General features: G+C 61.3%; 18 protein-coding genes and 5 pseudogenes. 13 read left to right on the top strand and 10 right to left on the bottom strand.

The annotated features are described in order from the left end of the window. Positions 1-113 precede the first annotated feature (113 nt). Together WA070_RS02560 and WA070_RS02565 are read left to right on the top strand one after the other, a co-directional pair. A complete protein-coding gene (locus WA070_RS02560; protein ID WP_422632622.1) occupies positions 114-317 on the top strand; it encodes a transporter in 204 nt (67 codons plus the stop codon). A 73-nt stretch (positions 318-390) separates the two neighbouring features. Then, a complete protein-coding gene (locus WA070_RS02565) occupies positions 391-1,524 on the top strand; it encodes an FUSC family protein (protein ID WP_051768058.1) in 1,134 nt (377 codons plus the stop codon). On the opposite strand, the pseudogene WA070_RS02570 reads toward WA070_RS02565, so the two are convergent. The 4 genes and pseudogenes from WA070_RS02570 to WA070_RS02585 all read right to left on the bottom strand — a co-directional run bounded on the left by WA070_RS02570 (position 1,521) and on the right by WA070_RS02585 (position 5,783). Beyond that, positions 1,521-2,302, bottom strand: a pseudogene (locus tag WA070_RS02570) (IS5 family transposase). The gene WA070_RS02565 and the pseudogene WA070_RS02570 sit on opposite strands and share 4 nt — an antisense overlap. A 150-nt stretch (positions 2,303-2,452) precedes the next feature. Continuing rightward, a complete protein-coding gene (locus WA070_RS02575) occupies positions 2,453-3,322 on the bottom strand; it encodes a 3-keto-disaccharide hydrolase (RefSeq protein WP_010409016.1) in 870 nt (289 codons plus the stop codon). Between the two features lie 540 nt (positions 3,323-3,862). Further along, on the bottom strand, positions 3,863-4,711 hold the full coding sequence (locus WA070_RS02580; RefSeq protein ID WP_010409013.1) for a class I SAM-dependent methyltransferase: 849 nt from the start codon (positions 4,709-4,711) through the stop codon (positions 3,863-3,865). Between the two features lie 115 nt (positions 4,712-4,826). Further along, a complete protein-coding gene (locus WA070_RS02585; RefSeq protein WP_422632618.1) occupies positions 4,827-5,783 on the bottom strand; it encodes a LytTR family transcriptional regulator DNA-binding domain-containing protein in 957 nt (318 codons plus the stop codon). A gap of 199 nt (positions 5,784-5,982) precedes the next feature. Here WA070_RS02585 and WA070_RS02590 point away from each other — a divergent pair, with 199 nt between their 5' ends. Further along, on the top strand, positions 5,983-8,163 hold the full coding sequence (locus tag WA070_RS02590) for an AsmA family protein (protein WP_010409007.1): 2,181 nt from the start codon (positions 5,983-5,985) through the stop codon (positions 8,161-8,163). Positions 8,164-8,414: 251 nt separating this feature from the next. Here the strand turns inward: WA070_RS02590 and WA070_RS02595 are convergent, their stop codons facing one another. Further along, a complete protein-coding gene (locus WA070_RS02595) occupies positions 8,415-8,591 on the bottom strand; it encodes a hypothetical protein (RefSeq protein WP_245535653.1) in 177 nt (58 codons plus the stop codon). Here WA070_RS02595 and WA070_RS02600 point away from each other — a divergent pair. Then, positions 8,508-9,656 (top strand): FAD-dependent oxidoreductase, encoded by a 1,149-nt coding sequence (locus WA070_RS02600; protein ID WP_245535649.1) that lies wholly within the window; start codon positions 8,508-8,510, stop codon positions 9,654-9,656. The genes WA070_RS02595 and WA070_RS02600 overlap by 84 nt on opposite strands. A 253-nt stretch (positions 9,657-9,909) precedes the next feature. Here WA070_RS02600 and WA070_RS02605 read toward each other — a convergent pair whose 3' ends face one another. The 3 genes from WA070_RS02605 to WA070_RS02615 all read right to left on the bottom strand — a co-directional run bounded on the left by WA070_RS02605 (position 9,910) and on the right by WA070_RS02615 (position 11,475). Continuing rightward, a complete protein-coding gene (locus WA070_RS02605) occupies positions 9,910-10,560 on the bottom strand; it encodes a DUF5597 domain-containing protein (protein WP_010409000.1) in 651 nt (216 codons plus the stop codon). A gap of 103 nt (positions 10,561-10,663) precedes the next feature. After that, the gene (locus tag WA070_RS02610; protein ID WP_010408999.1) at positions 10,664-10,894 is read right to left on the bottom strand and encodes a hypothetical protein; all 231 of its coding nucleotides are present in this window, start codon (positions 10,892-10,894) and stop codon (positions 10,664-10,666) included. A 209-nt stretch (positions 10,895-11,103) separates the two neighbouring features. Beyond that, positions 11,104-11,475, bottom strand: coding sequence for a hypothetical protein (locus WA070_RS02615; RefSeq protein ID WP_010408997.1), 372 nt, complete (start codon positions 11,473-11,475; stop codon positions 11,104-11,106). A gap of 199 nt (positions 11,476-11,674) precedes the next feature. Here WA070_RS02615 and WA070_RS02620 point away from each other — a divergent pair. From WA070_RS02620 to WA070_RS02645, 6 genes and pseudogenes are all read left to right on the top strand, one after another. Further along, a pseudogene (locus WA070_RS02620) lies at positions 11,675-12,103 on the top strand (hypothetical protein); the annotation flags it as partial. 85 nt (positions 12,104-12,188) lie between these two features. Continuing rightward, positions 12,189-14,324, top strand: coding sequence for a TonB-dependent receptor (locus WA070_RS02625; protein ID WP_422632619.1), 2,136 nt, complete (start codon positions 12,189-12,191; stop codon positions 14,322-14,324). Between the two features lie 398 nt (positions 14,325-14,722). Beyond that, positions 14,723-16,435 (top strand): LVIVD repeat-containing protein, encoded by a 1,713-nt coding sequence (locus tag WA070_RS02630; protein ID WP_169863543.1) that lies wholly within the window; start codon positions 14,723-14,725, stop codon positions 16,433-16,435. A 333-nt stretch (positions 16,436-16,768) separates the two neighbouring features. Continuing rightward, positions 16,769-17,167: pseudogene (locus tag WA070_RS02635) on the top strand (pirin family protein); the annotation flags it as partial. Positions 17,168-17,242: 75 nt separating this feature from the next. Next, a pseudogene (locus WA070_RS02640) lies at positions 17,243-18,145 on the top strand (IS3 family transposase); the annotation flags it as partial. Positions 18,146-18,264: 119 nt separating this feature from the next. Next, positions 18,265-19,176 (top strand): LysR substrate-binding domain-containing protein, encoded by a 912-nt coding sequence (locus WA070_RS02645; RefSeq protein ID WP_037523462.1) that lies wholly within the window; start codon positions 18,265-18,267, stop codon positions 19,174-19,176. Positions 19,177-19,227: 51 nt separating this feature from the next. Here the strand turns inward: WA070_RS02645 and WA070_RS02650 are convergent, their stop codons facing one another. Then, entirely contained in the window at positions 19,228-19,974 is a 747-nt protein-coding gene (locus tag WA070_RS02650; RefSeq protein ID WP_030540714.1) for an IclR family transcriptional regulator, read from the bottom strand. A gap of 149 nt (positions 19,975-20,123) precedes the next feature. Here WA070_RS02650 and WA070_RS02655 point away from each other — a divergent pair, with 149 nt between their 5' ends. From WA070_RS02655 to WA070_RS02665, 3 genes are all read left to right on the top strand, one after another. Continuing rightward, the gene (locus tag WA070_RS02655) at positions 20,124-21,677 is read left to right on the top strand and encodes a 4-hydroxyphenylacetate 3-hydroxylase N-terminal domain-containing protein (RefSeq protein WP_422632620.1); all 1,554 of its coding nucleotides are present in this window, start codon (positions 20,124-20,126) and stop codon (positions 21,675-21,677) included. 66 nt (positions 21,678-21,743) lie between these two features. Beyond that, the gene (locus tag WA070_RS02660; RefSeq protein WP_422632621.1) at positions 21,744-22,367 is read left to right on the top strand and encodes a hypothetical protein; all 624 of its coding nucleotides are present in this window, start codon (positions 21,744-21,746) and stop codon (positions 22,365-22,367) included. Beyond that, positions 22,360-22,839, top strand: coding sequence for a flavin reductase family protein (locus WA070_RS02665; RefSeq protein WP_037523468.1), 480 nt, complete (start codon positions 22,360-22,362; stop codon positions 22,837-22,839). Before WA070_RS02660 ends, WA070_RS02665 begins: the two co-directional genes overlap by 8 nt. A gap of 103 nt (positions 22,840-22,942) precedes the next feature. On the opposite strand, the pseudogene WA070_RS02670 reads toward WA070_RS02665, so the two are convergent. Continuing rightward, positions 22,943-23,155 (bottom strand): annotated as a pseudogene (locus WA070_RS02670) (IS6 family transposase); the annotation flags it as partial. Positions 23,156-23,282: the final 127 nt, after the last annotated feature.

Below are 23,282 nucleotides of genomic sequence, written 5' to 3' on the forward strand. Positions count from 1 at the left end.
TTTGGCATTGGGCCCTCGGCGCTGACGGAGGCCATGGGCATGCTCAACCACCATTTCGCAGCAGCCGCCTGATCGGCGCAGAGCGACAGCCTACCTCTGACTGCCGCCAATCTTTGCAACAGAGCCCGACCGACGACAAGCAGGCGGGTATCCGGGTCGGGAATGACGGCTTCAGGGGCGAAGTCCTGGCGCTTGGCCCTGTGGTCCGTACAACCTTCGGCAAGGTGCCGCTTACGTTCCAGTGGCAGCATGAATTCATGGCGCATAATCGCCCGCAGGGAGACAAGTTCTGGATCAAGAGCGTATTCCGGTTTTGATCGCGCCCGGCCTCTCTGGAAGGCATAACGCAGCCTCCGCCTGACCACGAGCGTGACAGGATCCGACGGTACGATGAAAGACATCCATCCGATAAAGTGGTTTCAGCGCAGTTCGGTACGGCTCGGGTTGGCCACGCGCATCGTCGTTGCCAGCCTGCTGACCTTTCTTCTCTGTCACGCCCTCGCTCTCCAGCAGAGTCAGTGGGCGATATTGACAGCCATCATCGTCATGCAATCGAGTGTCGGCGCATCGCTAAAAGCGACATTCGACCGGTTCGCCGGCTCGATCGGGGGTGCCTTATGGGGTGTTTGCGTATTGCTTGTGGTTGCCCATGATACCCCACAGGCGATGGGGCTGGCCTTGACCATCACGCTGGTCCCGCTGGCCCTGCTTGCGGCGTTCAAGCCATTCTATCGAATCGCGCCGATCACAGCGGTGATCTTGCTGCTGACGCCGACATTGCAGGGAAGCGATCCGCGCTGGACCGGCCTGGACCGGATATTCGAGGTCGGGGTTGGCAGCATTGTCGCCATGGTTGTGGCGTTGGTCGTTTTCCCGGTGCGCGCGCATGAGACGCTCGCCGGGGTCGTCAGCCGCACACTCGGTCTGTTGGCTGACCTGAGTGACCAGTTGTCCAGGTCGATGAGCGACCACGGCGATCCGAAGGCGGTAATGGAGCTCCATCATGAGATCCGCCAGGCAATAACACAGGCGGAAAGCATAGCGGAGGAAGCTTCGCGCGAACGCAGAAGCTATCTGGTCAACGCACCGGATCCGCAGCCTGTCTGCCGTACACTCAGACGGCTTCGAAACGACCTGACCATGATCGGCCGCGCGATGGACAGGTCTTTCGCCGCCCCGTCGGTTGCGCCACTGGCGCAAGCAGCCGAGCGAGCAGCAGTCGCGATTGCAACCTACCTTCGACAGGGTGCGCAGGCGCTCGCCAACCGGGAGAAAGCGCCGTCCATGGTGGAGGTCAGCCAAATGCTGGCTACCCACGCGGCGGCGATGGCGCAAGCTCGCCAGGCCGGGACTACCCGCAATCTTCCCGACGAACTGGTCGGACGCATTTTCGGCTTGGCCTTCAGCTTCGAGCAACTGAGCGAGAACCTCAAGGATTTGGCAGCTCGAATCGACGAATATGGCGGACACGCGCCGAATGCGCAGAAAGACCTCAATGTGGCCTCGGATATGCGCGTCGCCTAGGCCGTGTTGACAAAAGACTTCAACCATAGGCGCGAGGCGGCGAGGTTGAGGAAGCTTTCGAACGAGAGGATGGTCTTGTCATAGCGGGTGGCGATGCGGCGTTGCTGTTTGAGCTTGCCGAACATGCGCTCGACGCGGTTGCGGTCCCGGTAGCGGCAATAGTCGGGATGCTCGGGCATCTTGCGGTTCGAGCGGGGCGGGATGATCGGCAGGATGCCGCGGACCAGCAGGCTTTCCCGGAAGCGATCACCATCATAGCCCTTGTCCGCCAGCAGCGCCTTGGGCGTGGCGACGGGGATCGCCATCAGCGGTTCGGCAGCGGTATAATCGGAGGCCTCGCCGCTGGTCAGGATGAAGCCGACAGGCAGTCCTTGATTGTCGCAGCGGGCGTGGATTTTGCTCGTAAAGCCGCCGCGTGATCGACCAAGAGCGTTCGCACAAGCCCCCCTTTTCCGCCCGCTGCCGAGACGTGGCCGCGAACGCTGGTGCTGTCGATCATGTGTTGCCAGTCGTCGGTCAGACCCAGATCGACCAGCGTTTGCAGCAAGGCATCCCAGACACCCTGTTCGGCCCAGCGACGGAAGCGCACATAGACCGAGTTCCATTTGCCGTACCGCTCGTGCATGTCGCGCCAGGGGCAGCCGACCCGCAGCACGTGGAGCATCCCATTGAGGAAGAGCCGGTTATCGCCCGCCGGCCGCGCCCAGCGACCACGCTCAGGCGGCAGCAGCGGCCCAATCAACCCCCACTCCGCGTCCGACAAATCCCCGCGACCCATGACTGCCCCCCCAAAAAGCAGTCTTGAATCAGAAGAAGGCCGGTTTGGGAATCCCTTTTGTCAACACGGCTAGGCCGGGAAGCAATGGAAGAATAGGCGCCGTCTCACTTGATGCTGCCGCATGCAATTAATTCGTCCTTAGAGATCGCGTTACAGCAACTTCAGCCGAATGTTCCGATATTCAACCCTCATCGGCGGACCTACGTGCACCTGCATCCCTATTTCGCCATCGCGCCGACGGCCCTTTGCCTCATCAATTGCCGCCGCCATCAGTTGGCCGTTCAACAAATGATAAAGCGACGGGCCCTTGGCTATAATGTGAGCCTCATTCCAGTTAGGTTTGATCGTCCTCAGAGACCCTGGCTCCCCAATCGCTCCAATTACCTGGGAAGGCGGTGTGGTCGTTCGCGAAAATTGACCGCGGCGGGCGATAAAGCTACGCCCGCGCTCTTCGTAAACCATAGCGGTAAAGAGATTTTGCCCATCAATGTCGAACTGCAGCCCCGATAGCGCAAAGCGGTTGGCTGGAGTGATCTCGTCTTTGACAACAACGCTGCGATAATTCACCCCGCTGTTGCCGCCCGGCGTAATTTTGTAATCGAGCTTCAATTCGAAATCTTCAGGTTTACCGCCGCTCCATATCAGAAACGTATTGCTGCGGAGCAGAGTGTCCGGCGTAACCTCGCCGACTATGGAGCCGTCCTCCACACGCCAGTATTTGGGATCTCCACGCCAGCCCGAAAGGGTTCGGCCGTCAAACAACGGTTTGAACCCGGGGCCGTCGCCGTCGACCGGCTGGGGCATCGGTGGCATGGTGTATCGACCATGGCTCTCCGGCTGCTGCGCCGCTGCAGCTAGGCGCGGGAAAACCGCCAAAGTGCCCACGCCCGCAATGAAAGTACGCCGCGTCCTCTTGTGATCCATGACCCTCTCCATCATGCCAGCGTGCAGGCTTTCGTTCACTGCATCGTTGCCGAAAGTATTGCTGAGCGCAAGCAGAACGCCTGCGTGCCCGTACATCTTTCGCGACCGACCTCGACGTCTATGCGCCCGAGCGCTGGCGGGACGACGCACTGTTTGCGCGGGAAGTGCGCGCAGCCTATGGCCGGTTGCTTGCCCAGGGCTGGACCGACGCGGTGCGGCATCTACACCCCCATGCAACCATCTAAACTTTCTGGAAATATTGGCGGGGAGCCTTCGAGCGCAATGCCGGGCTTCGTATCGATCATGCGCCGCTCTGCATCGAGCTTTCTGATCTGCCAGTCGGTGCCGGCAAGGCGGGATCACGTTCGCGAAAGCGTGCTCGAGCATCCTGAGCGGCCGAGCAATGCCGATGCAGAGCGGGCTTCGTGCTCACCTTGCGTCCATACTCGCTCGCGAGGGGTGAGAACAAATTCTGACAATCCATAACACGTCTTTAGACTAGGATGGCCACAGGTGGAGCGCTTCAGAGCAGGCCGACCAGTTCTGGGCGCTCATCGCCACATTTAGCGTCCCAGATTGTTGACGTTCGTCAATCGACCCGATGGCCGCACAATGTCAAAGCGAGCCGACCCGGCTTCAATTTGGCTCCGACCTCGTGGCGGAAGGTGGCCGTCTCCGAGCTATGAACGCTCCGCGCGTCCGCCTGTAATAGCGGTCTTCGAGGCCGGCAGCGGTGGGCGCCAGATATTCGACATCATCGAAGCCGAGGAATTTCAGGGATTGCACCACAGCCTGGAGGTTGGGCTTGAACTGGCAGTGACGGGCCTTCCGCCAAAGACCTGTGGTGGTGTCTTTGCCTTCCACCGGCGCTACGACACTCATTCCCCAGAGAGGCATCTTCAGAAAGCGGTGAATGTAAGGAAGTCGCATCAGGTGCGTATCGATCACGATTGTGTCCGTGGTCAGGGACGCGATCCGCCGCAAGCCGCCGATCGGATCCTCCAGATGGTAGAGAATGCCGAAGAAGAATGACACGTCGAAACGTCCGTATGATTCAGCGCTAACATTCTCCAGTTGATCGATTTCGAAACGGACGCGATTCTCCTGACGAGCTTCCTGAATAAACCTCGCCTGCGCGATATATCTGTCCTCAGAGTCGAAACCTACGACTTCATCGGCCCCCGTCTCCGCAGCCAGGAAGGAGAATCCCCCGCAGTTACAGGCGACGTCCAGCACGCGCTTCCCTTGCAAGGTGCCGCCGAACTGCTCGAGCAATCTCGGCCAGACATGCTTGCTCATGCTATCTATCCGGCCCAAGGACTGACGGTCCTGTCCGCGTAGGGACTCGTCGTAGGTATTGAGACCGAAGGGCAAGTCAATCGCATGGTGAAACGGGGCCAGTTCCAGAATGCGGCTGCGCATTTCTGCTTCGGTCATGTTCGGCTGTTCGTAAGCGCGCCGGTCTTCCGCATAATGAGAAGCCATTCCGATCTCCCTTGGCAACGGTCGTTGCAACCCTTTGCAGGTGGAGATCGACAGGCGAAGGCATGGAGACGTGAACGACCGATGGGTGTGACGAACGACAGCTTCGGGTCGGGGGTCAGGCGCTCGTCAGCGCCGTCACATCTGCGGCATATCGGCGGCCGACCGGCAGTTCGGCGCCCCCATGCAGAATGATTACCAGTGCGCCGCATGACTTGCGTTCCACGGCCTGGATGCGTTGTTTGCGGCAAAGGGCCGAACGATGCACCCTGATGAAGCCGCTCGATTTCAGCCTGTCCTCCAGCGACGAAAGCGAACTTCGTAGCAGGCCACCCGAATCGGCAGCATGGGCGTAGACATAGTTGCCCTGCGCTTCGAGCCAATCGATGTCGTCGACGGAAAGAGGGATCGATCGCTTGTTGCGCTGAACCCAGATAGTGGGACTTGCCTCCGCTTTCGCTTCAGCCGCCTTCGGCGGTTCGACAGCTGCCTTCCTTGCCGAAGAGATCAGCGTGATTCCACTCAGGAAATAGCCGCTCCAGACCAATATCCATCCCCCGTGATCAGCAAAGCCGAATGAGCCGGGATCGGTCAGGTCGTCATACATGATCCGTAGGAGCAGCAATGCCACGGAAGCCGCGATCGTGCTGATGATCGGCCAGACAAGCGGACGTTTCACGCTCAGGCCCATCCGGCGTCCTGTCCACGCAACCGCGAACAGGAATAGCATCGCGCCGCAAAAGGTCATCGCCAGGCGCTTGAGACTGAAAAAGTCGATCGACGTGGGCGGAAAAAATACCGACCTGACTGAAAATATCACATAAGTGCTTCCCCAAAACAGGATGGCGAAAAGCGCTGCGGTCTGCGCTTCCGCCAGCGGCTTGCCACTGGACATGGTGAGCAGCCCGTGCCGGTCGTCGCCGGGACATCGTTTATCATATGGGCGATGCAAGCGCACAACCGCTCCCTTCGGCTCGCAGTTATAGCACCGGCGCTCCCCAGCGTTGGCACTCTTTAGGATTATGGATGTTGGGATTAGCCCAAAACTGGACTTGTACGGTTTTGCGCCGGTCACCTATCTCATTATACCACCTTGGCAGCGAACGCGGGCGGGCTGATACCGCCAATGGAAAGGCAACCCTCTGGTGGGTGACACCGACACAATCCCCAGTTAATTGGGCGGTCCCTTCGTATCTCGTCTGGCGGCCCCATAGTTGTCAGGTCAACGAAAGCGGGAGATTGGAGCCAAAAGCGCGAAGCCGCGTTCTTTCGCGATGGCCGATGCCGATCCTCTCCGGCCGGACACTCCGGCCATCCAGAAGCCGCTTCCCTATGGGTTCGCGAGCGGCATTGGTCCCACCTTGTCCCGCACGCGCGAACGATGGGGCACGCTTCCGCTACCGGTACGCATCCTACTGTGGATCGTCGCGATCATATTCGCCATCTGGCTGATCCTGTTCATCACCAAAGGGCGGTTCCTGAAGGAGCCGTTCGAACGCACATTGTCCAGTCGGCTTGAGCGCCAGGTTCGGGTGGGAGGTGACTTCCAGCTCTATTTCGCACCAATCGACATAAGGCTCCGTGCCGAGCGGATGACGGTTGCGAACGTCTCTTGGGCAAGTCGCCCTGATTTTTTCCGCGCCGACCTCATCGACACGCGGGTTGCTCCGTTCAGCCTCATCTTCGGAGAGAAATATCGTGTGCGATGGCTCGAACTTCGTGATGCGGCAACTGACCTCGAATGGTCCAGCGACGGCCGGAACAACACATGGACCTTTGGCGATCCCGACAAAAAAGGCGAGCCTCTCGACCTGCCATTGATCCGCCGAGCGTTGCTGGCCGGCACGACCCTGCGGTATCGCGACCCGCGCATGCAGCTCAACGCCGATATCGGTTTCGAGACTGTAAAGGCGCAGGATACACGCTTTTCCAGCGATGTGCGCTTTTCGGGCGATGGCACCCTGCGGCAACGTCCCTTCACCTTGCGCGGCGGCCTTTTGTCTCCCAACGCGACGGTCACGGGCGGCAAGAACAGCCTTGCCCTGCATGCGCAGGCGGGCTCCACCGTGCTGGAGGTGAGCGGCACGCTGCCCGGTGCGACCGAGATTGAGGGCGCGGACCTTCGTCTCGTCACCCAAGGTCCCAATCTTGCCCTGCTGTTCGATTTCCTCGGCGTAGCCATTCCCGAAACACGCGCCTATCGCTTTACCTCCGCGCTTACCAAGCAGGGCGACGAATGGCGTTTCACGCATCTTAAAGGCCGCTTCGGAGACAGCGACCTGGCCGGGCGCATGACCGTATCGCTTCCTGATAACCGTTTACTGCTGAACGCTTCGCTTGCTACCCAAACGCTCGATATCGTCGATGTCGGCCCCTTCATCGGCTACGATCCCCAGAAACTGGAAACTCAAGGCGCGAAAGGGACGATCCAGACTGTCGGCGGCACTCCACGCCTACTTCCCGATGCCCCGCTGCGGGTCGAGGCGCTCCGCAATTTCGACGCTAAGGTGGAATATAATGTGCGCCGCGTCCGCGCCGAGAATTTGCCCATTTCCAATATCGCGCTGAAGCTGGCGCTTGAGCGCAGCCTGATCACGCTTTCGCCTCTCACCTTCGATATGACAGGCGGACATGTGAGTTCTGACATTGAAATCAACGCGCGAGGCGCTCCGGTCCGCACGGCCTACGATATCCGTCTGTCGCCCACGCCCATGGGCAAGCTTTTGGGGCGTTGGGGTGTTGAAGAATCCGGCACGACGGGCACAGTCAAGGCCCGCGTACAGATGACTGGCCTGGGTGACACGCTGCACGATTCGCTCGCTACGTCCAACGGCCGTATCGCGGTGATCCTGCCCGCGGGGTCCATGTGGGCGCGTAATGTCCAGCTATCCGAACTGGACATAGGCACGTTCATCACCAAGATGTTCGCGGGAAAGCTTAAAAAGCCGGTCCAGATTAATTGCGGCCTGATCGCGTTCACTGTGCGCAATGGTGTGGCGGCGGCTGATCCCATAATCATCGACACGACAAAGAACGTGATGGTCGGACGGGGTGGCTTTTCGTTTCGCAATGAAAGCCTGGACCTGGCTTTTCGAGCGGATGGCAAGAAGTTCAGCTTGTTTTCCGGTCAATCCCCCGTGGGCATCAAAGGCTATTTCGCGAAACCCAGCATTGACGTGATCAGCCCCGAATTGATCGCGCGAGGCGGGGTGGGCGCTGCCCTTGGCATTGGTGCCACTCCGCTGGCCGGAATCCTCGCCTTTGTCGACATTGGCGACGCGAAGAGCGCAGCTTGCGGACCAGTACTTGCGGGGGCAACGGCCGCCGCCCAGCGGACCAAGGGCGGGACGCCTCGTGATGACGTAGGGCGCGGCACAACGGCCAAGGATGAGGCGGGCAAAGAAAGCAAGGACGAGAAAAAGAGCCAGGATAAAAAATTTCTAGGCATCTTCTGATTCGCTGGAATGTGAAGTCGGGACAGGGAATGACTGACGAGCAAGTCCGAAGGCCACGCCACCTCTGATTTTAGAGAAGTGGGCAACCAAACGGCATGATATTCATCCTACTACAGGCCGCCCGCCCGGATGAGCCACACACCATCTTCCAAGAGCGACCCTTCTCCGTCGCTCAGCGGCCGAATTGCTCCTTCGGATTGCAGACCGGCGGCTATCGCGTGATCACGCGTGAAACGCTGCCTTGCGGTTGCTTAAGTAAAGCGTAGGCTCACGGCATGATTGATCGAGCCCCACATCAGCTTGTGATTGTCGGCGGCGGTCCAGCTGGGATGATGGCGGGCCTTCTGTTCGCTCGCGCTGGTGTACCGACCCTCGTGCTTGAGAAGCATGCCGACTTCCTGCGCGACTTTCGCGGTGACACGGTACATCCATCTACCTTGGACTTGTTCGACGAGCTCGGCCTTCTTGAAGCCCTTCTGACCCGCGAGCATGACAAGGTCTCGTCAGTGGGCGCTGTGATCGGCGGCCGCGAATATCGGATCGCCGATTTCAGCCGCCTTCCCGGTCCTGCTCGCTTTATTGCAATGATGCCGCAATGGCATTTTCTCGACTTCGTGGCAGACGTCGCGCGGCGGCTGCCCGCGTTCACCCTGCGCATGGAGGCTGAGGCCGTAGGCCTGGTCGAGGGCACCGATCGCGTCGAGGGCGTAAGACTGGCAAATGGCGAAACACTCGAAGCGCGACTGGTCATCGTCGCCGATGGACGCAGTTCCCGGCTGCGGGAAGCGGCTGCGTTACCGTTACAAGATCTCGGTGTGCCGATCGACGTGCTCTGGTTTCGGGTGCCAAAGGCGCGGACACCTGACAATCGCACACAGGGCTACATCGATCGGGGCGAGATGATCGTCACCATTGACCGGGGCGACTATTTCCAGTGCGCCCGCGTGATCGAGAAAGGCGCGGCGGACAGAATACGCGCGGCGGGCATCGAGCGCTTCCGGGGCGATGTGTCGGCGACGGCACCATCGCTGACAGACCATATCGCAGCGGTCGCTGTCTGGGACGATGTGAAGCTTCTCACCGTATCGCTTGACCGGCTGACCCGCTGGCACCGACCGGGCCTGCTTGTTATCGGGGATGCAGCGCATGCCATGTCGCCGGTGGGCGGCGTCGGCATCAACCTTGCGATCCAGGACGCGGTCGCCGCCGCAAACATTCTTGCCGCTCCGCTGAGTGCCGGAATTGATCCTGATCCGCTGCTCCGCCAAGTGCGTGCCCGACGCATGCTGGCCGTCCGCACGATCCAGGCCATACAGCGCGCCGTCCATCGGAATGTCATCGGTGCGGCCATGCGCAGCACAGCGCCACGCGCGCCGGCTGTCCTCCATTTGCTGCAAACGATCCCAGCGCTTCAGGCCCTTCCGGCAAGGTTGCTCGGTCTCGGCATCCGGCGCGAGCACATTCGCTCTCCGGCCTTGCCTGCGTGGCGCTGAACGAAGCCGACCCATCGCGGACACTTAGCGATCATTTCCGATCCCTAGGTGTCGACGGTCCGCTTTTGCGACGGCTACCGACCAGCTTACGACGTTTACCAGCAGGGATGGGAACGGCCGCTTGTCCCAAGACGAGCCGTTTGCTGGACGTAACGCTGCCCGGCAGGAACGCGCTGAAATTCGGCCGCAAGACACCCTGATCGGCAAAGATGAAAGCTACCGACCGATCTGGCTTTTCAAAGCCAAAGGGCTTTCACTTCGATCTCGGCTGCATCAGCTTGATGCGGATGGAGCCGATCCGATCGGTCGGGACCACACTCAAGCGCTCATCGCCATTGAGTGTGCGGCCGGGCTTCCAGCCTTGTGCGGCGAAACGACCCTCTTCCACGCGATCGACTTCCGCCAATCTCGAACCAATTGCAAAATCAGCGGTAAATCCCTTTCCGACAATGAAAAAGGAATCGTTCCCTTCATCGATGATCAGACCAAATGCTCGGCTGTCTCCGGGGGCCGGACGCGTTCCGGGGCCTTCGGTTTCGCTCGGCATCGGAGGGGGCGGAGGGGGCGCTTGCAAACCGACGTCGAGCAGCATTTGCTTGAGAAGAGCCATCGTTTCCCGAACAGTGATGGTGTAGCCGCCAAGGTTGATGACCGCGGGATTCCCATCATTCAGGAGAACGCCTGCGATACGTCCTTCAGCCTGCGCTTTCGTGATCACTTGGTCCATGTCGGACAGTAACGAGTAGGCTTGTGCTAACTGCCCATCGATGCGGCCATCCTCGATTCCGAAGACGGAATAGCCGATCGTACGGTGCTGGCCGAGCACCCAAAAGATGTCACCAGTCCGGAACTGCGCTTCCGGGACGAACAGCGGATTTCCGGCACGGTCGTAGTCCTCCAGCACTTCCTTGGTGTTGGGCGTGTATCCTTGACCGTCCCCGCGTCAATCTTCTACTCGTGGACCGCGCTCGCCCGCCTCTGCTCGCGAAGCTGCCAACTATCGGCGATCATGGAAATCCACTCTGAGTCGAGCATTCGACGCATGGCCAGGCGCCGATGTCCTCGCCGACGAGCGACCCGATGGTACGCATATTCGCCTTCGCCGACGGAATCAGCACTTCAGGCAGCACCAGCACGCCTAGAAATGAGAGTTTCGCTCTCACCCCTGCAAGCAGCTTATCAAGTATGTCATTTTGCCCGGTCGCCGAGATGAGGGAGGCGCATTTGCTGCCGTGCATGGCACGGCGATCTCGCCGGACGGGCTCATCGAGCGAGACCAGCCTCAGATTATCGAGACCTACAGGCGACCCAGGGGCAATGGCGCATTACCGTTCCACTTCCTATATCGCAGGCCGAACCCAGCAGCGGGTTCACGCTTCCCGCAATCGCCACCTACGCATCGGTCGCGGCCAGAGATTGCGTCGCGGCCATCGGGGGGCCCGACCGCTTAACCTGATTGTATGATCTCCAAAATCTCCGCGTCGAAACCCATGAGCGAGAACCACCGCCGATCAACATCTGCCCGGTGGATCGCCTGCTCAAGTACCTTGTCCCTGATCGTGGCGCTTGCAGCCTTGTCCCCATCATCGACGAGAGCGACCAACAAACCGTCCAAGGCTTTCTGGAGCGTGTCGGTTTGAGCAAGCGCAGGCAACCCTTTGCTTTGACCCAACGCGACCGTCAGGCTGGTAGCGGCCGCCATCGTTGAGGCTCCACCTATCGCATGCTCTGCGACGGTAATCGCCAGATCGCGGAAGTCGTCTGCTTCCTGCTGCTCGAATGCGGGCGTTTCGGCATATTGCGCAAGCGTGATCTGCAAATGGCCGATGACGAGTTGGGTCTGCTCGCGGGCACCTGTGACAAGTGTTCTGACGACGGACAGTCTGCGACGCCAAAGGCCGCCCTCACGTCCTCCTGCTGACGCCCGGCAACGTCCAAGACTGCAAGGTCGCGAAGAACTGCATCGAGGCCCTGCCACCCTCCGGCGAACTCGTCGCCGATAAAGTTATGACAGCCAAGAGCTGCGCGGGTGGCTCGACGACCGCGGTACCCAGGCCGTCATCCCGCCGCGCCGCAACCGCAAAATCCACGACGACTACGACCGCGCCATTTACAAGCAGCGCAACGTCATCGAGCGCATGTTCTGCCGCCTCAAGGACTGGCGACGCCTCGCTACCCGCTTCGATCGCAACGCAAAACTTTATGGGAGCTCTCGCGCTCTCCGCGGCCGTCATCTGGTGACTGTGGTGAATCCGGACCCTAATCAAGAGAGTGAGCCGACCGTGGTGCTCACGTCGCGGAGAGTCTGTGGGCGGTCCGACGCCCTGGGGAACGACGCGGCCCGCCGCTCCGCGCGCAAAACTGCCAACGCACCGGATGACGAGATAACTAAACGATTGACTATATCCTCAGTGCGGCTAGTGCGTATGGAAACACTGGGAGGATGATATGAATTTTTGGGGTGTGTCGAGCGGCGCGTTTATACTTTTCTCATGTGCGCTGGCAGCGTCTGGTGCAGGGGCTCAGACTCCCGTGGCTGCGGGTGCCGGCGCAACCGAGCCCGGGTCGGCCGCGTCAGAGCCTCAGGCCCCGCCGTCGAGTGGCGGCAATGACGGCTCCGACATCGTCGTGACCGCGCTGAGGCGCAGCGTCAGCGTTCAGGATATTCCCGCTTCGATCACCGCCGTGAGTGGCGACACCCTTCTCAGCCGGGGCGTCACTGATACCATAGCCCTGGCCAATGTGATTCCTGGATTGGTGTTCGTCCCCAACTTCGGCAACACCATTGTGACTATCCGCGGCGTCGGCTCGACCCTTGTGGCTGGTTCGTCCGAACCGACGGTCGCGATCTATTCGGATGGCGCCTATTTGCCCCGGCCTTTCATGGGAACCCTGCGCGCGGTCGACCTCGATCGCGTCGAAGTCCTGCGCGGGCCGCAAGGGACTCTCTATGGCCGCAATGCTATGGGCGGTGCGGTCAACTTCATCTCCGCTAGCCCAACCAAGACGTGGACGGGGCGCATCGACGCTATTGTAGGAGGCCGCAATCAGGTCGGTATAAGCGGGTTTGTCTCAGGGCCACTCTCCGATGGCGTGCAGATCAGGCTCAGCGGCGGACGTGAGAAGCAGGATGGCCCGGTCGAAAACATCCTCAGGCCCCTTAACGTGGTGGAGCGTATTGGCGGCGGAACGGACGCCAAATATGGCCGTGTCGCGCTGCGCCTGACACCTACGTCTAGCCTGACGGTGGACCTGTCGCTCCGCTATGATGAGGACAATGCGGCCAAGATCGACCAGAGCCCGGTTGGGCCGATCAGCCTCGGGGTCGAAGGGGTGGATTGGACGAATGAGCCTTGGAAGGCGATCTCGAATCGCCCGCACAGTGCGGTAAACAAGCTGCTCATCGGCCAGGCAGGCGTGACGTGGGAGGCGTCCGATGCGATCACCGTCAAGTCTCTGACGAACTATATCCTTGGGAAGACGCGGACCGCCAACGACGACGATGGCACCGCATTTCCCTACTACTATACGGCGATTTATCCGCGTCGATCCGAATCGATAAGCCAGGAGTTCAACCTGTTCGGAAATTTCGATAAATTTAATTTCATCCTCGGGGCCTTCTATTACCACGAGGAATATAAGAGTGTTATAGATGTCATCATCGAGAATCCGGATCCGGCGGCGGTCCTGACGCAAAATCTTGGCCAGCAAGCCAAAGTGGACAATTTTGCGGCATACTTCGACGCGACCTATTCGTTCACGGACGCCTTGAGGCTGAATGTGGGTATGCGCCTCAATTACGACAAGAATGAGTATGAGTCGATTTCGGGCCTTGAACCCCTCATCCCTACGGTAGCAGTCGCGGGCGGCACCATCAAAAAAACCAAGTTGCTCCCAAAGGTTGCCCTTCAATATGATTTCACGCCAGAAATCCAGAGCTACATCCAGTGGAGCCGCGGCTACAAGGGCGGCGGCGGCAACCTGCCGGCAAGCGATGGCTCCGCGCCGGCTTTTGGAACGGAGACGCTCGATTCCTACGAGCTTGGCGTGAAGTCCCGCCTGCTCAACGGCAAACTGACTGCTAACTTCGCGGCCTTCTACTATGACTATTCGGGCCTGCAGGTCGAAAAGCAGGTTCCCCCGAACGGCGTCCTCACGGACAATGCGCAAGCGAAGGCGTATGGCGCCGAACTTGAGATCCGATACAGCCCAGTCCCCGACCTCACCTTCACCCTTGCGCCCACATACGTGCACACGGAGTTCACGGAGTTCACCTCGACGGAGCCGCTGACGCTCGTCCCCTACGATCTCGCTGGAAAGACGTTGAATTTCGCGCCGAAGTGGACCGTTAACGCGAGTGCATCCAAGCGTTTCGATCTTGGCGGAGAACTGTTGAACGAGCTAGAACTCACCGCAAGTGCGCGGCACAATTCGACCGTCGTCTTCTCCTACTTCAACCTCGACGCCCTTGACCGACAACGGCCTTACACCGTGGTTGACCTAAACGCGACGATCTCCGATGTGGACAGGAAAACCACGCTGTCGCTGTTCGTCAACAATTTGGGCAACAAGGCATACAAGACTCTTACGGGTAATTTCGGGTTTGGATATATCGGTCACTGGGGTGCCCCCAGGACGTGGGGCGCGCGCCTCAGCCGCTCCTTCTGATCCGAGCGAGCGCCATGCGGGCAGGGTCGTTCGGATGAGCGATCCTGCAAGCTCAAATCAGTTAGATGTTTGATCGCGGGGTTTGATGGTAAAACACCCACAGAGGTGGGTCGGGAAATTTGACCAGCGGGATGAGTGGGTCGCCGGCCTGACGACAGCCATGGTGGTGGCGGCACAGGAGGCCAGATGAGTAAGCGACCCCGCCGGAATCGCCGTCTGGCGTTCAAGGCGAGGGTTGCATCGTCGCCCGCAGGTACGCGCGCGACCTGGAAGATTACCTCGGACGCCCCTTTTCGCGGTGAAGCGGCGCCCGGGCGAACGCAACGGGCTACGAATTCCTCTGTGTCGCACGATGTGTTGTGGCAAGATTGAGGACGCGCCAAGCAAAGGAGAGAAAGATGTTGCGGATGTTAAGCGAAGCGCATGGGAATGTTGTTCTTGCCGATGATTTGCCCGCCAAACCGGTCGGCGTCATGAAGCCGGGCATGGTCGAGATCGGGGCGGCGACGCACGATAGAGCATCGCGGCGTTCACCGACGATCCGCACCACAGAGGCTCTTTCGCGCCTGACTGCGGTGACAGCCACCAAGATTCGGAGGCTCGCGGTCGTTGCCCCGCTCGGCCTAGCCTGTCTGTGTAGCGGATGGCCGGCGTCTTCCCAGGTCGTCATTGGTCCCGGCGATCGCCCCGAAACCGGGCTTCAGGGCCAAACCACGATCGAAGACGTGGTGAGCGGCCGGTCCAAACTTCCTTATCATGCTGGCGTTCGCCTCGTCGGTCGCACGGACATCTGGAACCGCGGCGGCAATTTGCAGCTCTCATGGGTCGATCAATGTGCCTATGTATCCACCTTCAAGCAGACAGGCCCGGCAACCGCCAACAGCCGATCTGCCTTGTTCCTCCGCGAGCCAGCGGGCGTCGCGGTTATCGACGTAAGGGACCCCCGGGCTCCAAAGCCCGTGCGCTTGCTGCGGGACCGGGGCTCGATCGATGCGGTAGAGACGATGCACGCGATTGCGGCACCAGGTCGCAAAGTTCTCGTCGCCGGCGCCTACTCGGGAGGAATTGCTGGCCGGGGCGAGGAGGACGCAGCTTGGCTCAGCATCTACGATGCCTCGAACTGCCTGAATCCCAAATTGCAGAGCGAGTTCAAGTGGCCCGCCAACATCCACAATGTGACAATCTCTCCCAACGGTCGTCGCGTCTACGGTACAGAAGTCGTGCCCGGACTCGGTTCGGGGAAGGGTGGCGTGCATGTGCTCGACATCAGCAACATGAAGCGCCCCCGCTATCTCGGCCGCTTCGGCGCCACGCGACCCAATGGATTGACGGCTGGGTTCACGCCACATGAAGTGTCGATCAGCCGTGATGAGCGGCGGATCTACGCGGCTGTCGTCGCCTCCGAAACCGGGGACGTGCCTGTGGAGAACGGCAGCGTCTACATTCTCGATAACAGCGACATCGTCGATGGGCGCTCTCAACCGAAGATGAGGCTCGTCGGCGAAGCCAAGCAAGGCGGTTGGCATTCTGTCGTGCCCGCGTCGATCAACGGAGTTCCACACCTGGTGGGTGCGGCCGAACTGGGCGCCTGTCCTGGAACATGGCCGCGGATCATCAATATCGCGGACGAGAAGAATCCAAAGGTCGTCGGCGAGTTCAAGCTGCAAATGAATATCAAGGAGAACTGCGACGCGATACGATTTACTCCTCGGAAGGAGGATCCCTATGCGAGCTTCATCCCAATCCCAGACATCACCGAGCGCCTCGGCGCGGTTGCCTCGCATTACAACGATGTCGACGATGCAAGGAACACGAGGCTTGGTCTGTTCCCCTTCTTCGCTGGCGGAGTGAGGATCGTTGATTTGCGCGATCCTACAAAGCCGGTTGAAGTCGGCTACTATAAGCCGGGTGCGAATCCCGATACCCCGCTAAGTGGCAACGGGCTAAACTGGATAGGGTTGAACGACCAGGTAAGCGACGCGTGTGCGTCGCATGTACGCTATGTTCCCGAGTCCGGGCACATCTGGTTCGCCTGCGTCACGACCGGTTTCCACGTTGTCGAACTGAATCCGGACCTTCGCGCTCGCCTCGGCTTCCCGACCGTGAAGTGATAACCTGTGTCGGCCGCTGGCGGCTCGGCTTGAGGGCTGTCGGCGGGGGGTAGATGACGGAGCCCCTTTCGTCGCGGCGAGGCGCAAAACAGTGCGGGAGGCTTGTTCGCGCTCGCCGCGATCATGGCTGGGCGCGTTCTCCGCCTCCCGCCGCACATTGCTGGACCGAGCAACTTGAGCGACCGATCAGGCAATGAGCCAAGGGTCGCTCCAAGGGAGAAGAACATGCGTTACGAACACATCACGCTGGAATGCATCGAAGGCGTGGCGACGATCACGATTAATCGTCCCGAAGTGCTGAACGCGCTGTCCATGCAGACCCTCGACGAGATGATGGATGCGGGCGCGGAGGATTTGCCTACGTTCGAGGAAAATGGCGTCTGGGGCCGCCTGGTCGCGGGCACGGCGCTGGGTCTACATGCCGATGTCCAGACACACTCGCCGCTTTTCTATCTTCACTGGGCGCTGGCGCCCGGAGCCCGGGCCGAACTCCCCGCGGATTATCCTGAGCGCGCCATCTATGTCGCCGAGGGTACAGTCACCGTGGCGGGCCAGCGCTTCGACACTGGTCAGATGCTGGTGCTGACGCCCGGCGCACTGGTTACGATCAAGGCGGAAACGCCGGCTATCGTCATGGCGCTGGGCGGCGAGCCGCTTGGACCGCGCTTCATCGACTGGAATTTCGTGTCGTCGTCGAAGGAACGGATCGAGCAGGCCAAGGCCGACTGGCGCGCCGGTCGCATGAAGCTGCCCGACCTTGATCACGACAGTTTTACCCCTTTGCCCCCCGAGCCGGGCGCGCCTGCGGAGCAGTTGGGCATCCCGCGCCGGACCTTCTATCGCTGGTACGACCGCTATCTCGAAGGCGGCCCGGAGGCGTTGGAGGATCGGCCATCGGCCCCGCGCCGGGTGTGGAACCGCATCGGCGACGATATCCAGCAGCAGATCATCGACATGGCGCTGGATACAACCGATCTGTCGCCCCGCGAACTGGCGGTGCGCTTCACCGACGAGAAGCGCTACTTCGTGTCGGAGGCCACGGTTTATCGCCTGCTCAAGGCCCATGATCTGATTACCAGCCCGGCCTTCGTCGTGATCAGGGCAGCCGATGCGTTCCACACCAAGACGACGCGGCCGAACGAAATGTGGCAGACCGACTTCACCTACTTCAAGATCATTGGCTGGGGCTGGGTCTATCTGTCGACCGTGCTCGACGACTTCTCGCGCTACATCATCGCCTGGAAGCTGTGCACCAACATGCGAGCCGAGGATGTCACCGACACGCTGGACCTCGCGCTCGAGGCCTCGGGTTGCGACAGCGCAACGGTGCTGCACAAGCCTCGGCTGCTGTCGGATAATGGCCCGAGCTACATCGCGGGTGAACTGGCGGAATATATCGAGGCCCGGAAAATGAGCCATGTGCGCGGAGCTCCGATGCATCCCCAGACCCAGGGCAAGATCGAGCGCTGGCATCAGACCCTCAAGAATCGCATCCTGCTCGAAAATTACTTCCTGCCCGGTGACCTTGAGGCCCAGATCGAAGCCTTCGTCGAGCATTATAACCACCGACGTTACCACGAGAGCCTGAACAACGTGACGCCCGCCGACGCCTACTTCGGCAGGGCCGATGCCATCATCAAACAGCGCGAAAGGATCAAACGGAAGACCATCGAACATCGCCGCTTGCTCCACCGCAAGATCGCCGCTTAATATCAACCCCAGGACGAGGCCCGCACTCCGCTAATTTACGCCGCGAGTTGTGCCAAATGTTCTGACGACGGACAACCTGAAAGGTTTTTCCATCTCGGGTTCCGCTCTGGGAGGAGACAATGGAATTCCGCCAGCTCAGGTATTTCCTTGCTGTGGCAGAAGAACTTCACTTCGGGCGCGCCGCGACGCGGCTGGACATGGCGCAACCGCCACTGTCGCGCCAGATCGCCTCGCTGGAAGAGTCTCTGGGCGTGCAGCTATTCGACCGCAGCCGTAGCCAGATCCGCCTGACGCAGGCAGGAGTCGTGTTGCAGGATCACGCGCGGCAGATCCTCGACCGGATGGATACGGCGCAGCGCGAGACGCGGCTGGTTGGCGCAGGCGGCGCGGGTCGGTTGCGGATCGCCTTCGTCGGTTCCGCGTCGCACGGGCTTCTGCCCATGCTGATCAAGTCGTTCCGGTCGGTCTATCCGGAGGTGGAACTGGCGCTGTCCGCGCTGAACAATGCCGAGCTGCACCGGGCCCTGATCACGCGGGAGATCGACATCGCCGTTGCCCGCCCCGAACTCAAGGACGAGGAGTTCCGCCAGCAGCTTCTGTGTCGCGAGAAGCTGATCCTGGCGCTGCCCGACAGCTCTCCGCTGGTCGCGGAAGACAACATCACCTTCGCCGACCTGAGCGGCCAGACCTTCGTGCTCTATCCTCGCCGCCCGCGCCCGAGCTATGCCGATGTCGTGCTCGATATTTGCGAGCGAGAGGGGGTGAAGCCCGGCGGCCTCGAGCTGACGCAGGATTTTCAAAGCGCAATCTCGCTGGTCTCGGTCGGCGTGGGGCTGTCGGTCGTGCCCGAATCCGTCAGCCGGACGACGCGACCTGGGGTCATCTATCGCCCCTATGTCGGCCACAACCCTGGAACCGCTTTGACGGTCCATTCCCGGTTGGACAACCGCGCCCCGCAGGTGCTGAACTTCATGGAGATCACCCGAAAATTCACCAGGACGGCGCAAGCCGCAGTCACTCGGGCCGAATAGCGCGGCACAGCGCCTGAACCCGCTATTCCCCGTCTGCGGATTCGCGGATGATCAGGGATCCCTGCGTCGATGGCCCAGGCGGTCAGAGATCCGCTGCGCCGCATCGACGGTGATAGTACGGAAAGCGCGCGGCTGGCGCGCATGGCGGCTGGCCGGAACCGTCATCGACAGCACCGCGACCGCGCGTCCGACGTGGTCCCGAATCTGTGCCGCGAGGCAGACCAGATCGTCATCATCGCCAATTGGGCCGCTGTCGAACCCCTCGGCCGCCAGTGCGGCCAGTTCGTCGCGCAAACGTTCCGGGGCGTCGATGGGACCACCGGGGCGGGCATGCTCGTCCAGCCAGTCGTCAAGCCGCATGGGGCTGAAGGCAGCCAGATGCAGTCTGCCGGGCGGCGCCTTGTGCAGCGGCAGATGCGGGCCGATCACCCCGGACGACACCCGCAGGGGCCGGGTGCCGTCGATGGCGTCGACCAGCAGCAGACGGTCGTGATCGTGCATCGTGAGGTGCAGCGTCTCGCCATGATCGGCGGAAAGCTGGGCCATCACCGACCGCGCCACCTCGACCAGATCGAAACTGTCCTCCAGCGCGTGGTAGAGCGTCGCCACCAGCGGGCCGAGCCGATAGCGCCCCCGCTCGACCTTGCGCAGAAGGCCGATCCCCGCCAGCCCATCCACCAGATCGTGGGTGCCGCTAATGGAATTGCCGATGGCCCGCGACAGGGCCGTGACGCTGTGTTCCGACTGCGTGGCGGAAAAGCAGCGCAGTACTTCGCCGATCTTGCGGATTGTCTTCATCGAGTGCTCCCTCGTCCTGCCGATCCCGCTGTGTTTTCCGGCAATGCCGGAAAAATGACAGGTATTACGCGATACCTTTCGGTGCGCACGCGTCGATGTCAGTCTTCACGTCGAGGAGCGTCAGGCAATCTGCCGCAGGGGAGGAAGACATGAAAGATCAAACCACCGCCACCCAGGCACCGTATACCGGTGCCGAATTTCTGGACAGCATCCGCGATGGGCGCGAGATCTACATCCACGGCGAGCGGGTAAAGGACGTCACCAGCCATCCGGCTTTTCGCAACTCGGCCCGTATGGTCGCGCGCTGGTACGACCGGCTGAATGCGGAGAAGGCTACAATCGGCCGACCGACCGACACAGGCTCGGGCGGGTGGACGCATCCCTTCTTCAAGGGAACCAAGACCGCCGAGGAACTTGTGGCTGGCCGCGATGCCATCGCCGCCACCCAGCGGGTGGCGAATGGCTGGATGGGCCGCTCGCCCGACTACAAGGCCGCCTTCCTGGGCACGCTGGGGGCCAATGCGAGCTTCTACGGCGAATATGCCGGCAATGCGAAGACCTGGTATGACCGCACGCAGGAGCGGCTGGACTACTGGAACCACGCCATGGTTAACCCGCCGATCGACCGCCACCTGCCCGTCGAGGAGACCGGCGACGTCTACATGCAGGTGGAGAAGGAAACCGATGCCGGCCTGATCGTCTCGGGTGCCAAGGTGGTTGCCACCGGCTCGGCCCTGACGCACTATAATTTCATCGCCCACTACGGAATCCCGATCAAGGAGAAGAAGTTTGCCCTGACCTTCACGGCTCCGATGGACAGCGCCGGCGTCAAGCTGATCAGCCGCGCTTCCTACGAGCTGAACGCGGCGGTCATGGGCACGCCCTTCGACTATCCGCTCTCCAGCCGGATGGATGAGAACGACGCGATCCTCGTGTTCGACAAGGTGCTGGTGCCCTGGGAGAACATCTTCATCTATGGCGACATCGAGAAGATCAACGCCTTCTTCCCCGCCTCGGGCTTCGTGCCGCGTTTCACGCTGCACGGTACCACGCGGCTGGCGGTGAAACTCGATTTCATCTCCGCCCTCTTTTCCATGGCGCTGGAGGCGACCGGCTCGGGCGCCTTCCGCGGCCCGCAGACCGCCGTGGGCGAGGTGCTGGGCTGGCGCAACCTGTTCTGGGGCCTGTCGGACGCGATGGTGAAGAGCCCGGTCCCGTGGCAGGGAACCGATGGCTACGTTCTGCCCAACATGAACTACGGCCTTGCCTATCGCATCTTCGCACCGATGGCCTACAGCCGGATCAAGGAACTGATCGAGCGCCATGTCGCCTCGGGGCTGATCTACCTGCCGTCCTCGTCGCTCGACTTCGCTTCGGATGCGGTGCGGCCCTATCTCGACCGGTTCGTGCGCGGCTCGAACGGCATGGCAGCAGTGGACCGCGTCAAGCTCCTGAAGCTCCTCTGGGATGCGATGGGCTCGGAATTCGGCGGGCGGCATGAGCTTTACGAGGCAAACTATGCCGGCAACTACGAGAACATCCGCATCGAGACCATGCTGACCGCGCAGGCGACCGGCGAGATGGCCACCCTTCAACAGATGGTGCACAACTACATGGCCGAATACGACCTGACCGGCTGGACCGCGCCCGACCTCATCAACCCCTGGGACGTGAACCGCCTGAAGGCGGGTTTCCAGGGCTGAGGCCACGGGTTCAAGTCCGTGAGGGCGGCCGATCATCCCGGCCGCCCCTTGCAAGAGGAGGAGCGGATGGGTCTGGATTTCTCCGGGGTTCCGGCCCAGGTCGTCACCGACCGGCAAGTCATGCTGCCTGCCAGCGTTGCGGCCCTCGGGGCCTTCGACGGGGTACATCGCGGGCATCAGGCGCTGATCCGGGCTGCCGTGGACTCGGCGCGGGAGCAGGGTCGGCCCGCCGTGGTCTGGACCTTCGATCCGCCACCCAAGGTGCATTTCGGTCGCGCGGCGCAGCTTTTGCCGCTGGCGGAAAAGCTCGCGCGGATCGCGGCGCTCGGCCCCGACTTTATCGTCGTCGCCCAGTTCAATGACTGCTACGCCCGCCGTAGCGCCGACGATTTCCTGGCCGATCTGGGTCGGATCGGGCCTGTGCAGATCCATGTCGGCGCCGATTTCCGCTTTGGCGCGCGGCAGGCAGGCGATGTGACGCTTCTGGCGCGGCATTTCAGCGTCGTCGAGGCCCCGGTCACCTGCTGCACGGCAGGAGAAACGATCTCGTCCAGCCGGATCCGTGGGCTCCAGGCCTCCGGGCGCGCTGCCGAAGCCGTGCCCCTGCTGGCCGCCCCGCTGCCCTTGCATGCTATCGGGGCCGCCCTTTTAACCAACGACATCCGCCATAGGGAGGACGACAATGCTTAGATTTGACGCACGTGATCTGCGCAACGCCTGCGGCAGCTTTGCCACCGGCGTCACGGTGATCACCACCCGCACGGATGACGGCGACCATGGCATGACCGCCAATGCCTTCATGTCGGTCTCGCTCGACCCGCCGCTGATCTCCATCTCGCTCGACCACAAGAGCAAGATGCGGGAGCGGATCCGCGCCTCGGGCCGCTACGCGGTCAGCATCCTTGGTGACGACATGGAGCATGTCGCCTGGCATTTCGCGGGGCGTCACAACGAGGCCCTGTCCACCATCCTCGAAGACCGCCACGATCTTCCAGTGGTGCCGGGCGCGGCGGCGGTGTTTCTTACCGAGGTGGAACAGGAGGTCGATGCCGGCGACCATACGCTCTTTATCGGACGCGTCACCCATCTCGAACGCCGGGCCGAAACCGGCCCGCTGCTCTTCTGCGGCGGCAAATTTGCGCGGCTGGCCGCGGCGATATAGACACGATGTCACAAAGGCAAGCGTTCGGAGGTCGATGGGGGTCGTGCATGGGAGGCGCCGCCTTAACCTGGGACCGGACGCACTTCTCTCCGCAGACCGTTTTTCACGCACTGATTGACGGGGCGATGTGTTGCCACGTTGCAATAGCCTGGGAGCGAAGTTTTCGGTGATCGGCAGCGGCCAGATGTCCGCGGTGAAGAAGGACGAGATTGGCGATCTGGCCATGAACTGAGACGAAACGCTGGCATTGCCGGGCCGACTTAAACCGCATCATACGCCACTCCCGTCGTCGCACGGGGAGATGTGAATTCTCTGCCCGGCTCTGTTGCAAAGATTGGCGGCAGTCAGAGGTAGGCTGTCGCTCTGCGCCGATCAGGCGGCTGCTGCGAAATGGTGGTTGAGCATGCCCATGGCCTCCGTCAGCGCCGAGGGCCCAATGCCAA

Origin of the sequence: Sphingobium sp. (assembly GCF_049304695.1) — a bacterium.
Lineage (GTDB): Bacteria > Pseudomonadota > Alphaproteobacteria > Sphingomonadales > Sphingomonadaceae > Sphingobium.